At 58.9% G+C, this 14,782-nt stretch carries 18 protein-coding genes; 12 read left to right on the top strand and 6 right to left on the bottom strand.

The genetic code is table 11. The features are described 5' to 3' along the window. The 5 genes from LOH54_RS07375 (at position 1) to LOH54_RS07355 (ending at position 4,490) form a co-directional block, all read left to right on the top strand. Entirely contained in the window at positions 1–786 is a 786-nt protein-coding gene (locus tag LOH54_RS07375; RefSeq protein ID WP_231018196.1) for an LOG family protein, read from the top strand. Between the two features lie 51 nt (positions 787–837). Beyond that, positions 838–1,518 (top strand): response regulator transcription factor, encoded by a 681-nt coding sequence (locus LOH54_RS07370; RefSeq protein WP_231018195.1) that lies wholly within the window; start codon positions 838–840, stop codon positions 1,516–1,518. Then, positions 1,505–2,773 (top strand): ArsS family sensor histidine kinase, encoded by a 1,269-nt coding sequence (locus LOH54_RS07365; protein WP_231018194.1) that lies wholly within the window; start codon positions 1,505–1,507, stop codon positions 2,771–2,773. The genes LOH54_RS07370 and LOH54_RS07365 overlap by 14 nt, the downstream gene beginning before the upstream one ends. A gap of 71 nt (positions 2,774–2,844) precedes the next feature. Next, a complete protein-coding gene (gene mnmA / locus LOH54_RS07360; protein WP_231018193.1) occupies positions 2,845–3,867 on the top strand; it encodes a tRNA 2-thiouridine(34) synthase MnmA in 1,023 nt (340 codons plus the stop codon). A gap of 89 nt (positions 3,868–3,956) precedes the next feature. Further along, positions 3,957–4,490, top strand: coding sequence for an arylesterase (locus LOH54_RS07355; protein WP_231018192.1), 534 nt, complete (start codon positions 3,957–3,959; stop codon positions 4,488–4,490). A 5-nt stretch (positions 4,491–4,495) separates the two neighbouring features. Here LOH54_RS07355 and LOH54_RS07350 read toward each other — a convergent pair whose 3' ends face one another. The 4 genes from LOH54_RS07350 to LOH54_RS07335 form a co-directional block, all read right to left on the bottom strand. Beyond that, positions 4,496–4,711 carry a hypothetical protein gene (locus tag LOH54_RS07350; protein ID WP_231018191.1) on the bottom strand — a complete coding sequence of 72 codons (216 nt, stop codon included), beginning with the start codon at positions 4,709–4,711 and terminating at the stop codon, positions 4,496–4,498. Next, positions 4,708–5,592: an HpcH/HpaI aldolase/citrate lyase family protein gene (locus LOH54_RS07345; RefSeq protein ID WP_231018190.1), complete on the bottom strand. Its 885-nt coding sequence runs from the start codon at positions 5,590–5,592 to the stop codon at positions 4,708–4,710. Before LOH54_RS07345 ends, LOH54_RS07350 begins: the two co-directional genes overlap by 4 nt. Before the next feature lie 101 nt (positions 5,593–5,693). Then, positions 5,694–6,419 carry a tetratricopeptide repeat protein gene (locus tag LOH54_RS07340; protein WP_231018189.1) on the bottom strand — a complete coding sequence of 242 codons (726 nt, stop codon included), beginning with the start codon at positions 6,417–6,419 and terminating at the stop codon, positions 5,694–5,696. Between the two features lie 386 nt (positions 6,420–6,805). Further along, positions 6,806–7,399 carry an MBL fold metallo-hydrolase gene (locus LOH54_RS07335; RefSeq protein WP_231018188.1) on the bottom strand — a complete coding sequence of 198 codons (594 nt, stop codon included), beginning with the start codon at positions 7,397–7,399 and terminating at the stop codon, positions 6,806–6,808. A gap of 25 nt (positions 7,400–7,424) precedes the next feature. Here LOH54_RS07335 and LOH54_RS07330 point away from each other — a divergent pair, with 25 nt between their 5' ends. Then, positions 7,425–8,240, top strand: a complete 816-nt coding sequence (locus LOH54_RS07330) for a ferritin-like domain-containing protein (protein ID WP_231018187.1) — start codon at positions 7,425–7,427, stop codon at positions 8,238–8,240. Between the two features lie 165 nt (positions 8,241–8,405). On the opposite strand, the gene LOH54_RS07325 is transcribed toward LOH54_RS07330, so the two are convergent. After that, positions 8,406–9,062 (bottom strand): OB-fold nucleic acid binding domain-containing protein, encoded by a 657-nt coding sequence (locus tag LOH54_RS07325; protein WP_231018186.1) that lies wholly within the window; start codon positions 9,060–9,062, stop codon positions 8,406–8,408. 211 nt (positions 9,063–9,273) lie between these two features. On the opposite strand from LOH54_RS07325, the gene LOH54_RS07320 reads away from it, so the two are divergent. Genes LOH54_RS07320 through LOH54_RS07295 form a run of 6 tightly spaced genes read left to right on the top strand, consistent with a single transcriptional unit; the run spans position 9,274 to position 14,046 of the window. Next, positions 9,274–10,074 carry an NAD+ synthase gene (locus tag LOH54_RS07320; protein ID WP_231018185.1) on the top strand — a complete coding sequence of 267 codons (801 nt, stop codon included), beginning with the start codon at positions 9,274–9,276 and terminating at the stop codon, positions 10,072–10,074. Between the two features lie 9 nt (positions 10,075–10,083). Then, positions 10,084–11,202 carry a DegT/DnrJ/EryC1/StrS family aminotransferase gene (locus LOH54_RS07315; protein WP_231018184.1) on the top strand — a complete coding sequence of 373 codons (1,119 nt, stop codon included), beginning with the start codon at positions 10,084–10,086 and terminating at the stop codon, positions 11,200–11,202. Continuing rightward, positions 11,199–12,122 carry a tetraacyldisaccharide 4'-kinase gene (locus tag LOH54_RS07310; protein WP_231018183.1) on the top strand — a complete coding sequence of 308 codons (924 nt, stop codon included), beginning with the start codon at positions 11,199–11,201 and terminating at the stop codon, positions 12,120–12,122. The genes LOH54_RS07315 and LOH54_RS07310 overlap by 4 nt, the downstream gene beginning before the upstream one ends. Continuing rightward, on the top strand, positions 12,106–12,957 hold the full coding sequence (argB, locus tag LOH54_RS07305) for an acetylglutamate kinase (RefSeq protein WP_231018182.1): 852 nt from the start codon (positions 12,106–12,108) through the stop codon (positions 12,955–12,957). Before LOH54_RS07310 ends, argB begins: the two co-directional genes overlap by 17 nt. A 17-nt stretch (positions 12,958–12,974) precedes the next feature. Continuing rightward, entirely contained in the window at positions 12,975–13,337 is a 363-nt protein-coding gene (locus LOH54_RS07300; protein WP_231018181.1) for a CidA/LrgA family protein, read from the top strand. Then, positions 13,327–14,046 (top strand): LrgB family protein, encoded by a 720-nt coding sequence (locus tag LOH54_RS07295; protein WP_231018180.1) that lies wholly within the window; start codon positions 13,327–13,329, stop codon positions 14,044–14,046. Before LOH54_RS07300 ends, LOH54_RS07295 begins: the two co-directional genes overlap by 11 nt. Here the strand turns inward: LOH54_RS07295 and LOH54_RS07290 are convergent, their stop codons facing one another. Then, on the bottom strand, positions 14,047–14,778 hold the full coding sequence (locus tag LOH54_RS07290; RefSeq protein ID WP_231018179.1) for a methyltransferase family protein: 732 nt from the start codon (positions 14,776–14,778) through the stop codon (positions 14,047–14,049). Between the last annotated feature and the right edge of the window lie 4 nt (positions 14,779–14,782).

The raw sequence follows: 14,782 nt of genomic DNA, 5'->3' as shown, positions 1-14,782 counted from the left end.
ATGGCATCGGAGCAGAAGATAGAGCAGCGCTATGTCAAAGACATCAAGTCCTCCGACGTCTGGTCGGTATTCAAGATCCTGGCCGACTTTGTCAAGGGGTTCGACGAACTGGGCGATCTCGGCCCGGCTGTGACGATCTTCGGCAGTGCCCGCGTGGACGAAACGCACCCCTGGTACGCCAAGACCGTCGAACTCTCCGGCAAGCTGGCCGCCTCGGGTTTCAACGTCATCAGCGGCGGCGGCCCTGGCATCATGGAAGCGGCCAACCGCGGGGCCTACGAATACCGGGAAGCGGGGGTCGAATCGGTCGGGCTGAACATCGAACTCCCGATGGAGCAGCGTCCCAACCCCTATACGACCAAGGAGGAGAATTTCGACTACTTCTTCTCCCGGAAGGTGATGCTCGTCAAATACTCCACGGCCTACGTCATCATGCCCGGCGGGTTCGGCACCCTCGATGAGCTCTTCGAGGCGTTGACGCTGATTCAGACCAAGAAGGTCGACGGGGTCTGCGTCTTTTTGATGGGAGAGGCCTTTTACGCCCCGCTGCTGGCGTTTATGCGAAGCTCGCTGCTCGCCGAGGGGATGATCGACGAGGAGGATCTGGCGAAGCTGACGCTGACGGATGACGTGGATCTGGTCGTCCAGGAGATCCGCGAATCGCTTGATGTGCAGCTGGGGTCGCTCAGGGCAAGCGGCCTGGCCGACACCCCCTACTACAAGAAGCTGCAGCAGTTCTTCGAGGAGCGCGGCTTCGGCGAGGATCACGATACGCTGCTGCGTTAATGAAGCGTTTTTGATGAACGGGTATGCTGGATGAGAGTGAAAGGATGGCCCGTGGAAGCGACCCGCTTGCTACTGATCGAAGACGACGTCCAGATGGCGGAACTGCTGGGGCGGTTTCTGTGCCAGGAGGGGATGACGGTTGCACACGTGACGCGTCCCTCCCAGGCGATGAAAGCGCTGGATGCAGAACCGTTCGATCTCGTGGTGCTCGACCTTTCCCTGCCGGAAATGGACGGGCTGATGCTCTGCCGCAAGATCCGCGAACGCTCCGATGTCCCCATTATCATCTCCAGCGCGCGTACGGACCTCGACGACAAACTGACGGGACTGGAAAACGGGGCGGACGACTATCTGCCCAAGCCCTACGATCCCCGCGAACTGATGGCGAGGATCAAGACCGTGCTGCGTCGCCGGGGACGGAGCGAGACGGAAGCGGAGGAGCCGCAGAGCCGTTTCCGGATCGACGAAGAGGGGACGCTGATCTATTTCGACGGCACGCCCCTGAAGCTGACCCTGGCGGAGTACGAGATCCTGAAACTGATGCTGAAGCACCCCAACCGTACCATCTCCCGCGCCGATATCGCCAACAGCATCGAGTCGCACCGTTTTGACAGCGGGGTCGAGAGCATCAATATCCTCGTCGGGCGCATCCGCAAAAAGCTCGACCCGGAACACTTTGACACCTTCATTCAGACCGTGCGCGGCATAGGGTACCGGTTTGACGAACATTAACCCCCGTTCGATCATCTTCGCCGCCCGCCTTGTCGGCGCCATTACGGCCCTGCTGCTGATTGCCGCGACGCTGATGGCGCTCTACCTCTCCATCCAGCTCGACAAACGCAACGAGATCCAGCGCGCCGTCATGCTCTACGACCTGCTTTTTATGACCAAGCCGACGCCCGAAGCGTTTGCGCGTTACCTCAAAGAGCATAAGCTCACCCCCGTCGGCGGGGAGGTGATGAAACGCATCCGCGAAGAGGGCAAACCCTTCATTGAAGACCCGCTCTTGCGGCGGACCTTCCAGTCGGGGAACATCGAGATTTTTGTCTATGACATGCACTGCTATTACGCCTACAAAATGCACGACATGTATTACTACCGCAGCGACAAGGAAATGACGCCCTACATGCTCTATATTCTCATCGCCGCCGCACTCGTCCTGGCGACGGTGATCTTGCTCTACCGCTACATGTCGGGTTCCATCGAACCGCTGCAGAACCTGCACCGCCAGATCCTCCGTTTCGCCGACGGGGAGAAGGGGATCGACACGAAGGTCGAGGGGAGCGACGAGGTGGCGCAGGTAGCCAACGCCTTCCACGACAGCGTCCAGAAAATCGAAGCCCTGCAGCGCAGCCGCTCGCTTTTCCTGCGCAACGTCATGCATGAGCTCAAAACCCCTATTAGCAAAGGGAAACTGCTGGCGCACCTGTTGGAGATCAATCCGAAGGACAAGGCGATCCTCGAAGCGCTTTTCGAACAGATGCAGGGACACCTGAGCGACCTGGCGAGGGTGGAGTCGCTGACGGCGCGCCACCTGCAGCTTGACATCCGCTCCTACGCCTGTATCGACGTTTTGGACCAGGCGATCGACCTGTTGGACGTGCCGCGTTCGGAGTTGGAGATTACCGTCGGCAACGAGAAGATCATGGTGGATTTCGACCTCTTTGCCTATGCGCTCAAAAACCTGATTGATAACGCGGAAAAGTACGCTTCACACCGGCCGGTGTCCATCGCCTTCTCGGAAAATTGCCTCCGTATTGCCAATGCCGGGGAGCCGTTCAAGGAGGAGTATACCCACTACCTCAAGGCATACCAGCGCGATCTCTCCCAGCACTCCCTTGAGGGGATGGGGCTGGGGCTTTATATCGTCAACGAGATCGTGACGCGCCACAGCTATGCGCTGCGCTACGCGTACGAAGGAGGGCAACACGTCTTCAAGATCTGTTTTGATAATGCCCCCCGGGCGGCGCGGTTGCCTGAAACGTAGCGTTTGGGAAGAAAATATTAGGTTTAATTATCACATTGCTGTTACAATTGCGAAAAAATGCTGGAAGGGTAATGGAAAAGAAAAAAGTGCTTATCGGGATGAGCGGCGGGGTGGACTCGACGGTGACGACGATGCTGCTCAAAGAACAGGGCTACGAGGTCGAAGGAGTGTACATGAAGCTGCACTCCAAACCGGGATACCATGAGATCCACCAGGCCCGCGCCCAGAAAGCCGCGGATTTCGCCGGGGTGAAGCTGCATGTCCTCGATCTGCAGAAACAGTTCAACCAAAACGTGTTTACCCCCTTTGTCGAGACCTACAAAGCAGGCCGCACGCCGAACCCATGCGCCCTGTGCAATCGGACGATGAAGTTCGGCGCCCTGGCGGATTTCGCCGACGAAGTAGGGGCCGATTTCCTGGCGACGGGGCACTACATCAAGACCGACGGTCACTTCCTCTACCAGGCAGAGGACGATACCAAAGACCAGAGCTATTTTCTTTTCTATATCGACAAAAAGATCGTGCCGCGTCTCATTTTCCCGCTGGGCGAGCGCAAAAAGACGGATATCAAAGCCTACGCTGCCTCTGTGCAGGGGCTGGAGTCCTTTGCGTCACAGGCGGAGTCGAGCGAGATCTGCTTCGTCGAGACGACCTATGCGGACGTGCTCAAGGATTACGTGAACATCGACCAGCCCGGCGAGGTGCTTGACAGTGAGGGCAACGTTGTCGGAGAGCATAAAGGGTACATGCACTATACCATCGGCAAGCGCAAGGGGTTCACCGTCCATGGCGCCCATGAACCCCACTTTGTTCTCGAGATCAAGCCCGAGACGAACCAGATCGTCGTCGGCAAGAAAGAGGATCTGGAGATATGGGATGTCACCATCGGCAACATCAACCTCTTCGACGAGCGCAGCGAATTCGATACGACGGTGAAGCTGCGCTACCGCACGAAAGCCGTGCCGTGCCACGTCACGATCGAAGGGGAGAAGGCGCAGATCAAGCTGCAGGAGCCTGTCCTGGGCGTCGCGGCCGGACAGGCGGCCGTCTTCTATGACGGCGACAAGCTGATCGGCGGGGGCTGGATCGAGTAACATCGATGCTCAAAGCCTTTGCTTCTCTTCTTCTTCTGCTGTTCCTGACAGCAATCTATCTTATGAAATCGGTTCCAGAGGTTACCCCCTTGCAAACAGGCGACACGATTCTCGCATTCGGCGACAGCATCACCCACGGTTACGGTGCAGCGGCCCATGAAAGCTATCCTGCCGTGCTGCAGACGCTGACCGAATTCCCGGTGACCAATGCCGGCGTGAACGGCGAGACGACAGCGGAGGGGCTGGCGCGCCTTCCCGGCGTGCTTGAAGACGACACGATCCGGCTGATGCTGCTCTGTCTGGGCGGGAACGATATCTTGCAGCAGCGTTCGAAGCGCCGTCTGAAAGCAAACCTCAAGCGCATTGTACAGATGGCAAAAGCGAAAGGGGTCGATATTGTATTGATCGGCGTTCCGACGTTCGGGGTTTTCGGTATGACGTCGCTGCCGCTGTACAAGGAGATCGCCGAGGAGGAGGGCATACCCTATATGCCTTCACTCCTGCCGGATGTCCTGGAAGACCGGGCACTTAGAGCAGATTATGTTCACCCCAACGCGGCGGGGTACCGTGTCATCGCTGAAGGGCTCACGGAACGACTGCGCTCCCTGGGATATACCGAATAGCCCTTTTACCCCATTTCATTCATAATCTTGATGACGAGCTCCTGCTCGTCCTCAAGGATGCGCAGCGGTATGCCGTAACGGCGTGAAAGACGCTCTTTCTGCCCTTCGGAGGTGGCGCCGAGGGGAATGCGGTAGGTCGTGTAGTTTTCGCTGTGGGCGACATGCATATTGAACGAATAGACTTCATCCTGCGTCGGTGCGTTGTGGACAAACTTGGTCATGCCTTTACTCCGTAGAGCGCTGCGCGCCGCAGAATCATCCGCGCCCAGGGCAGCTGCGTCGGTTTCTCCACCATCATACCACGAAAGTTCGAAACATTGCATGATGCGGAAACGATGGCTTCCGCCTGCGCCAGATCCGCCGCATCGACCCTGCAGGCGTGCTCGACGGCCGCGATCTGGGAAGGGTGGATGATCGTCTTGCCGAAAAGCCCCTGCTTCAGATCCTCTTCCAGCTCCTTGGCAAACCCTTCTTTGTCCTTGAAACATTTGTAGACGCCGCCGCAGAGGCTGAAGCCGCGGGGTTTGAAAACGGTGAGGAGCGTCGCGATGATTTGCGCCGGGGCGACGAGTCCGTACAGCGGCGTATCGCAGTCGCGTACCATCCCCAGTTGGCGCAGCATATCCTCGAGCCCGAAACGCAGCGTCGGGATGCGCTCGCGGTAAGGCTGCAGCCGTTCGGCGAGGGTATGGAGTTTCGTCTGGGAAAAGAGGTCGCTGCCTTCGATGGAGGGCATGATTGCGAATGCGTTATCGTCCAGAAGTGCCAGCCATGCATCGGCATTGTCGCCGCCGAATTTCGGCAGGACGAACCCGTCGAGCTTTTCAATCCCTGTCATACGCAGCAGCTCGGAGAGCATCTCCGGCGACGATGGGCGTAGAAAACGGAGCAGGGGCGTGTCTGCAAAACGGGGCAGAAGGGTTCGCAGATGCTGAAGGGCTGCGTCGCGCTCGTCCGCGTCGATGCCGTCTTCGAGATCGATGACGCAGCTGCGCAGCTGCGGGTATTTCTTGCCGCCCAGCACGGCGGCGAGGCCGGGATGCGTCGCGGGGACGAAGAGGGTTGCGCCCAGTTCGGCGGGATGGATGGGCTCAGATCGCATGGAGCCGTTGGGGGACGTTGCGCTGCTCGGATCTTTTCATGACGATCTCCTTTCCGATGGGACCATGCTACCGCAAACTGCCGTATGAACGCATGAATAAACTACAGCCCCGCCTGCTTCAGCTTGTTGTAGTATTTGCAGCCGAGCGTAGAGCCACCGTTGCAAGCCTTGCCGTACAGCAGCGCTGCTGCCGCACTGTCGTGCTTGGTGCCTTCACCGAGCGCGTACATGTTTCCAAGGTTATAACACCCGCTGGCGCTGCCGTTGTCGCAGGCCATTTTGAAGTACTCGACCGCGGCGGCTGCATCGCGCTGCACGCCTTTGCCGGAACTGTACATGTAGCCGATGTTTGTGCAGGCGTGGGCATTCCCGAGCTCACAGGAGACATCGAAAAGCTTAGCGGCCTGAGTATAGTCCTGCTCCGCGCCCCGGCCGTCACTGAGCATATTGCCAAGGTTAAAGCAACCTGCTGCTTCACCGGCGTAGCACGCCTTGTGGAAGAGCACAACGGCATGGGATTCATTTTTGGCAATGCCGCGGCCGTGTTCGTACATGCGGCCGAGGTCGGTACACCCCGGAGCACTCCCCGTGTCGCAGGCCTTTTTGTAATAGCCGGCGGCTTTGGCATGATCCTGACCGACCCCATGGCCGTTGTAGTACATGATCCCGAGGTTGTAGCAGGCAGCTTCCTCACCGAGGTTGCAGGCTTTTTCCCACTGGATAGCGGCTTGACGGTAATTACCCTTGTCGTAGGCGAACTGACCCTCGTTGAAAGCGTCGCCGAACATCGGCACGGTTGCCAGCAGCAATAGCATTGTTTTTTTCATGATTTATGTCCTGTGGATTGTGATTTATAGTATGTGAATAAGGCAATGAGCCGCCGCATGGTAGCGAAGCAGGCTTTGTCCACTCTTTGCTCCTGTTTTAGGGGCCTTTTACGGCCTGAATTATCAGTTTGGAGCGCTCAGTCAGCAGAAAATTTCACAGGAAACGGCATAGTTTACTGCCCGATCACGGACGATACCGGCGGCAAAGAAAGCGGGTTAAATTTGATGAACGGCTGCCCTGTGCGTTGCATCATGCAGCCGTGATGTCTGCGCGGAAAGAAGAGAGCTTTATGGCTGTTTGGGTGGTTGGTCTAAAATGGGGGGAATCGGGATGGATAGCTACGGATGATTGGCAGGTGTGGGAAGACCTGCCGCGTCACAAAGGCTTAGATCGCTTTAAGCCAGTAGGGGACGTTGCGCTGCTCGGCCTTGATCGTCGTCGGCGCGCCGTGGCCGGGGTAGACTTTCTTGTCATAGTCGATCTGCAGGAACTTCTGGAGGCTCTTTTTCATGTCTGCGGGCGAAGAGTAGGGGAAGTCGACGCGGCCGATGGAGTTTTGGAAGATGAAATCCCCGCTGAAGACGGCGTCACCGATCTCGATCATAGAACAGCCGGGGCAGTGGCCGGGGAAGTGGCGGAAGGTCACTTCGATGCCGCCGATATCATAGGTCTGGTCCCCCTCGACCTCGACGTCTGGGTAGGAGGGCGGGAGGTCCGGCATCCAGCCGCTTTTCTGCAGCAGCATGACGTCGCCTTTGGGGGTGTAAAGGGGGATGTCGAACTGCTCTTTAAGCTCCTGGTTGCTCCAGACATGGTCGAAATGGCCGTGGGTGTTGAGGATGGCCACGGGATTCGTCACGTTGGCCTTGACCCATTCAACCGCACCGACGCCGGGATCAATGATGATGTCTTTCCCGTTCTCCGTGACAATGTAACAGTTGGTCTGGTAGGGCCCCATGGGCTGCTTTTTTATCTGCATACGCTTTCCTTTGGTAGAATTATACATGCAATTTCACACGACCCTTCAATCGAACATCATGACCGCGGAGCCGGCGGCGAAACTGGCGGCGTTCCGTACCTTCTATGCCGCGTACCAGGCGGGGGGAACCGTTTTCGACGAGGGATTCACTCCGGTGCAGTTCGACGAACCCTCCTTCGCCTCCGTCTGCGAGATCGTCCCGCCGCAGGACGTCCCCCGGCGCAAGAGCCCCGTGACCGTGGAAGGGCAGATCCTGCTGCTGCACGCCATCACCCACATCGAGTACAGTGCGATCGACCTGGCTCTGGACCACGCTTACCGCTTTACGGGAATGCCAAAAGCGTTCTACGACGACTGGCTCGAGGTTGCCGACGACGAGTGCCGCCACTTCGAGATGCTTCATACCCTGCTTGAAGCGCTCGGCAGCCGTTACGGTGCCCTGCCGGTGCATGCGGGGCTCTTTGAGGCCGGACAGAAAACATTGACCCTGCTTGAACGGATGGCGGTGGTGCCGCGCTATTTCGAGGCGAACGGTCTGGATGCAACGCCGCAGATCCTGGAGAGACTGCTACCGATCAAAAACGACCCTATGATCGGCCGGATCGTCGACGCACTACAGGTGATCTTGAAAGAGGAGGTGGACCATGTCCGCAAGGGGGACCGCTGGTTCGATTACGCCTGTGAAGCGGCGGGGGCGGAGAAGTCGGTCTATTTCGACATCGTCGAACAGTGCTGCCCGGGCAGCTACCCCCGGCAGAAGTACCTCAACGTCGATGCCCGCAGAGCGGCGGGGTTCAGCTGCAGCGAACTCAACCGTATGAGTACGGAAAAGATCTGTTGACGAAAGAAAGCTAATTTGTTACAATAGAATTACATAAAGGTAACAAAAGGGGAACAAATGGATTACGCTTTCTTCGCGCAGACCCAGACCGTCGTCGCTTTAGCGGCACTGGTCATTTTCGGCGCCTCGGTGCTGATTCGCACCGGAGGCGTAAAGGAGCGCTGATCAGCGCTCTTTGACAAAGCTGCTCTCTTCGACGATGACCGGGTAGAAGTATCCGTACCCGAAATCCTTGTCCGTCTCTACTTTTCCCGTCGCAACGACAATATCACCCGCTTTAACATTCGCAACGTCATTGGCCGTGAACACGAGGTCGTCCGTCATGGTATTGCCGGTCCCGTCTTCGAGGTGGACCCAGTTGCGCTTCATGATCTGTCTGGAGATCTTGGTGACCTTGCCGCGCACTTTGATCGTTTTGCCTTTGAGGCTCTGGCGCTTGGTAAAGACCTCGGAGACGCTGTAGCCGCCTTTTGCTTTTTTCAGAACCTCTTTCGGCGCGCTCTGCGGCTGGACACGTTCGGCGGGCGCCGCTGTTCCCGGAGCCATGGAAGCGAACAGGATCTTGTCAAAGGTACGGTCGAGGGCGCGGCTTTTAAAGTTCGTCATCCACATCTGCTCGGTGAAAGAGACGTTCTCGCCCACCTTGACTTTTGCCGCCGCCACCGCGACCCAGTAGGGCGCTTTGCCCTCATTGACTCTCATATAGGTGTAGCCGCCGGCATCCATCGTCTCCACGACACGGGCGGTGTGCTGCACCGGCGCATTCGGGCCGGCTGCCCAGAGGCCGTAAACGGCTACTATAAGAAAGAGTAATGTCTTCATTCGGATTCTCCTCGTTTATTCGGTGTCCGCATCATATCAGACTGTTGCCCAACGAATGGAAATTTGCGAAAAAATATGATCTCAATTATAAAAATTATCGTTTGCGAAGGAAAATTTGATATAATTTTGATTGTTAAGGCTTCTCTAAAATAATACTTTGATACCATGGAGGAAAGAGAAGCGGGAAAATCAAGATTTCGAGGAACGTCGGATGGGCAAATACGCAATGATTACCGATTTTTTGACGAAGTTCCTCATTGACGAAGTCGAAAAAACCGGATTGAAACATGTCGTCGTAGGGCTCAGCGGCGGGATCGATTCCGCCGTGGTCGCCGTACTGGCCCACCGCGCCTTCGGGGACCGTCTGCTCTGCGTGAAGATGCCGTCGCACTACTCCTCGCAAAACAGCCTCGATGACGCCGACGAGCTCTGCGAACGCTTCGGCATCCGTGCGGAGACCCACAGCATCGAACCGATGCTCAAAGCCTACGAGCATGAGGCGATGGACAATCTGCGCATTGGGAACTTTTCGGCACGGATGCGGATGGCGACGCTCTTTGACATCTCGGCGAGGGAGAGCGCCCTGGTGCTGGGCACGAGCAACAAGAGCGAACTGATGTTGGGCTACGGGACCCTTTTCGGGGACCTGGCCAGCGCGGTCAATCCCATCGGGGATCTCTACAAAACGGAGGTCTTCGAACTGGCGGCGCACCTGGACGTACCGCAGAGCATTATCGGCAAACCCCCTTCGGCGGATCTCTGGGCGGGGCAGAGCGACGAAGCGGAGCTGGGGTACAGCTACGCGCAGATCGACGCCGCGCTGCGCCGCTACGTCGAGGAGCGCGCCAGCAAAGCGGAACTGATCGAAGAGGGGTGCGACGCCGCGCTGGTGGAGCTGATCTTGACCCGGATCTACCGCAACCAGTTCAAGCGCAAAATGCCCGTCATCGCGAAACTGACCTCGCGGACGATCAACCATGATTTCAACTATCCACGCGATATCACTTTATAGGAGAAAAGGATGAAAGTACCGTTTTACCGGCCGGAAATCGGTCCCAAGGAACGTAACAAGGTCGAGCAGGTACTGCAGGGCGATGCCGAATTCGCCGTGGAGGATCTCGAAGCGAACTTTGAGAACTATATCGGCTGCGGCTATGCGCTGGCAACCTCCCACGGCACGGCGGCGCTGCACCTGGCGATGCTGGCCATCGACCTCAAACGCGGGGACAAGGTGCTCTGCTCCGTCAACGCCTTCCCGGCCGTGCCGGAAGTCGTCCGCCACTTTGACGCCGAACCGATCTTTATCGACGTCAACGAGTGGACGATGAACATGGATATCGACAAGCTCGAACGCTACCTCGAAGCCAACAGCGCCAAAAAGCTCAAAGCGGTCATCGTCTCGCATATCGCGGGGCAGCCGATGGACCTTGACCGGCTCTACAACATCGCCAAGATCTACAACGTCAAGATCGTCGAAGACGCTTCGGACGCGCTCGGCGCGACCTACAAGGGGAAGAAGATCGGCTCGACGGGGGCGGACATCACCTGTTTCAGCTTCAGCCCCCACATGAAGCAGACCATCAGCAACGGCGGGATGCTCGTCACCGACGATGCCGAGATGATGGAGCGCGCGACCCTGCTGCGCAACCACGCGATGGTGCGTGACGAGGAGGGACTGAGCTACATCTACGACGTCGTCGACATCGGGAGCAAATACACGATGAGTCCCATCGAGGCGGCTTTCAACGACGCCTTCATCTCCCACCAGGACAAGGTGATCGCCCGTCAAAAAGAGGTGGCGGCGCGCTACAGCGAACGGCTCAAAGGGGTCTATCACATCACCCCGCCGGAGATCCACGGAGACCACGCGTTCAGCAACTACATCATCAAGATCGACAAGAACCGCGACGGGTTCGCCCGCGACCTTCTGGCCAAAGGGATCGAGACGGGGCTGCACTACATCCCGCTGCACCTGATGGCGTACTACAAGAACAAGTACAACCTCCGCATCAACGACTTCCCGATCGCCCTGCGTAACTACCAGCAGGTGCTCTCCCTGCCGATCTACGGCTCCATCACGGACAAAGAGGTCGATTACATCTGCGACGCCGTCATCGAACTCGCGAAAACCCGCGTGTGAAACCCCGCCTCGTCGCCTGGGGGGAGCGTTTCTTCTACGCTCCTTCTGCCTTCCAGCGTCTGCTCTCCTACGCGCTCTGGCCCCTCGGTGCGCTCTACTGCCTTATCATGCACCGCCGCTACCAAAACAGCGTGCCGCGTCACCAGGGGATTCCCGTCGTCAGCATCGGCAATCTGACCGTCGGCGGGAGCGGAAAGACACCGTTGACGGTGGCGCTGGCGCAGCGACAGGCGAATCCCGCCGTCGTATTGCGCGGCTACGGGCGCCAAAGCAGCGGGCTGCAGGTCGTCTCAGACGGCCAAAGCGTCCTTTGTGACGTCACGTGCAGCGGCGACGAGGCGATGCTTTATGCCCTGCAACTGCCCCACGCCGTTGTCATCGTCAGCGAGGAGCGCGAAGCAGGTATTGCCAAAGCCAAAGCGATGGGGTGCGGTTGCGTCTTCCTCGACGACGGCTACGGCAAGCATTTTATCGCCAAGTACGACATCGTCATCGACGTCGCGGCCGCCAACGGCTTCTGCCTTCCCGCCGGCCCTTTCCGCGAACGGCTCTGGCCGGGCAAAGCGGTACGCCTTGTGCGGGAGGGGGAGGATTTCACCCGGCGCGTCACGATCAGGGGTGCGGTACCGAAGATGGCGCTGGTCACCGCCATCGCCCGGCCCGAGCGGCTGGACCCCTTTCTGCCCGACGTCGTTGCCAAAGCGACCTTTCCCGACCACCACTTCTTCAGGCGCGGTGAACTGGCCTCCATCCTCGAAAAGAGCGGGGCGGATGCCTTGCTCGTTACTTATAAAGATTACGTTAAAATTCGCCACTTTGACCTGCCGCTCGCGCTGATGGAGCTCCATCTGGAGCTTGACGACGCGCTGGCCGCAGACGTGGAACACTACATCAGGACATACGATGAAAACAAAGATTGATACCGTCAAGACCCTCCTGGAGGCGCTGCCGTTCATCAAGGAGTTCAGAAACCAGATCGTCGTCATCAAGTACGGCGGGGCGGCGCAGACTTCCGAAACGCTCAAGGCGAAATTCGCCAAAGACGTGTTGCTGATGTACCTTGTCGGGATCCGTCCGGTCATCGTCCACGGCGGGGGGCCGCGCATCAACGAGATGCTCTCCAAACTGGACATCCCTACCGAGTTCATCGACGGGCAGCGCGTCACGACTCCCGAAGTGATGCGCATCGTCGAGATGGTGCTGTGCGGCGAAGTCAACAACGAGATCGTCGCGCTGCTCAACTCCCACGGCGCCAGCGCCTTCGGCGTCAACGGCAAAGATGCGCAGTTCCTGCGCGCCCAGCCGAAAGATTCGGGTAAATGGGGCCTTACCGGGGTCATCGAGGATGTCAAAGCCGACGTCATCCACCGCCTGATCGACGAGAAGTTCATCCCCGTCATCGCGCCCATCGCATCCGACGGCGAGACGGGCCATCCGGGCTACAACATCAACGCCGACCTGGCGGCTTCCAAGATCGCCGGGGCCATCGGGGCGAAGAAGGTCGTCTTCATGACCGACACCCCGGGCGTCCTCGACGGCGAGGGCAAACTGCTCTCTTCGCTGACCGAGGAGAAGGTTGAGGCACTCAAAAGCGACAAGACGATCCACGGCGGCATGGTGCCGAAGGTCGACGCCTGCATCGAGGCGATCGAGCGCGGTGTTCAGAAGGCCCACATCATCGACGGCCGCATCGAACACGCCATTTTGCTCGAACTCTTTACCGAAGAGGGTATCGGTACGCAGATCACACTGTAAGGGGCGGGGCAGACACCATGCTCAACGGTATAGCGCTCCTGCTTTTCTGCCAGCTCTGTGGCGAGGCGCTCGTACGACTCTTCGGCTGGCCGGTTCCCGGTCCCGTGATCGGGATGCTGCTGCTTTTCCTCTGGCTCCGCTACCGGGGCCGCTCCTCCCACGACCTTGACCTGACCGCCGACGGACTGCTCAAATATCTCGCACTCCTGTTCGTGCCCGCCGGGGTAGGGGTGATGGTCTATTTTGACGCCCTGGGCGGCACCTGGCTGAAGCTGGGAGTGACGCTGCTCGCCAGTGCCGTGATCACGCTGGTGGTGACGGGGTGGACGATGGAGTGGCTGCTGCGGCGTCAGAAAACGGAGCACACCGATGGTCTTTGACAGCTTCTGGGTCTACCTCGCCGCGTCGCCGCTGTGGTGGCTGACGCTGACCATCCTCGTCTACCTGGCGGCGCAGAAACTCTTTTTAAAAAGCGGCAGCATCGCGCTGCTGAACCCCGTGGCCGTCTCCATCGTCGCTTTGATCGTCCTGCTGGAGCTGAGCCGGACTTCCTATGACGCCTATTTCGCCGGGGCGCAGTTCCTGCACTTCCTGCTGGGCCCCGCGACGGTGGCGCTGGCCGTGCCGCTTTTTAGGCAGATGGCCCGCCTGCGCGCCATCTGGTTCCCCGTGACGGTGTCGCTGGCCGTCGGTGTGCTCGTAGGGGCCTTCAGCGCCGTGGCAATCGGTTATGCCCTGGGGCTGGACCGTGAGACGCTGATCTCCCTGGCCCCGAAATCGGTGACGACGCCGGTGGCGATGGGAATAAGCGAGGTGCTCGGCGGCATCCCGGCCATGACGGCGGCCTTCGTTGTCTTCACGGGCATTACGGGTGCGGTTATCGGGCTGCGTATCCTGAAAGCGGCGGGGGTGACCGATGAGAGCGCGGTCGGCGTGGCGATGGGGGTGACGGCCCACGGCGTCGGTACGGCGCGTGCCTTTGAAGCCCACCCCGTCAGCGGCGCGTTTGCCGGGCTGGCCATGGCGCTGGCCGCTTTCCTGACCGCGCTGCTGCTGCCACCCGTGTTCGAGTGGATGGGGTGGCTCTGATCAGGAGCGTCTCTTTTTGAAAGGGAGCAGCATCGGCACCTCTTCGCGGTAGTGCCGGTAGGCACTGCCCAGCGTCTTTACGAGGTCCTTCTCTTCATACATGAGACCGATAAGAACATAGAGCGTCATGCCCGCCGAAAAGAGCAGATGCCCCGTGCTCATGACCGGCACGGCCCAGAGGCCGATCACGGTGCCGGTCTGGATGGGGTGGCGCACATACTTGTAGAACCCTTTTTTCTGGAAGCGTACTTCGGGTTCCGGGATTCCCCGCAGGGCGCGGTACCCCTGGTGCAGCCCGAAAAGCTCGAAGTGGTCGATCTGGAAGGTCGCGACAAAGGCCATGCTCCACCCCAGGACGTAAAGCAGCGTCGTCAGCCAGAAAAACGAGCCGGATTCGAAGGCGTAGAGCGGGGTTGGCATCGGTTGCCACAGCAGCACGATCAGCAGCAGGCAAAGGGCGGAGAGTACGGTGTACGTCGAGGTGCGGAAGGCGACGGGCAGGGTGCCGAAAAGCGCCTCTTTGACGACGGGCCGTGCCATGACGGAGTGCTGCAGGCCGAAAAGCGCGATCAGCGCGAGATCGACGGGCAGGGCAAAGCTGCCGCCGCTGCCGCTGTCGATATTGATCGGCATAAACGACCATGGGTAGACCCAGAGGATCAGCAGCGAGACGGAGACCATCGCCGACAGGTAGGCGAACAGAGCGTAGATAAAGAGAAGAATTTGTTGCATAATG

It is taken from the genome of Sulfurimonas sp. HSL-3221 (genome assembly GCF_021044585.1).
GTDB classification, from domain to species: domain Bacteria; phylum Campylobacterota; class Campylobacteria; order Campylobacterales; family Sulfurimonadaceae; genus Thiomicrolovo; species Thiomicrolovo sulfuroxydans.
Note: the sequence above shows the minus strand (reverse complement) of the source record. Positions and strands in the feature narration are given on the sequence as shown.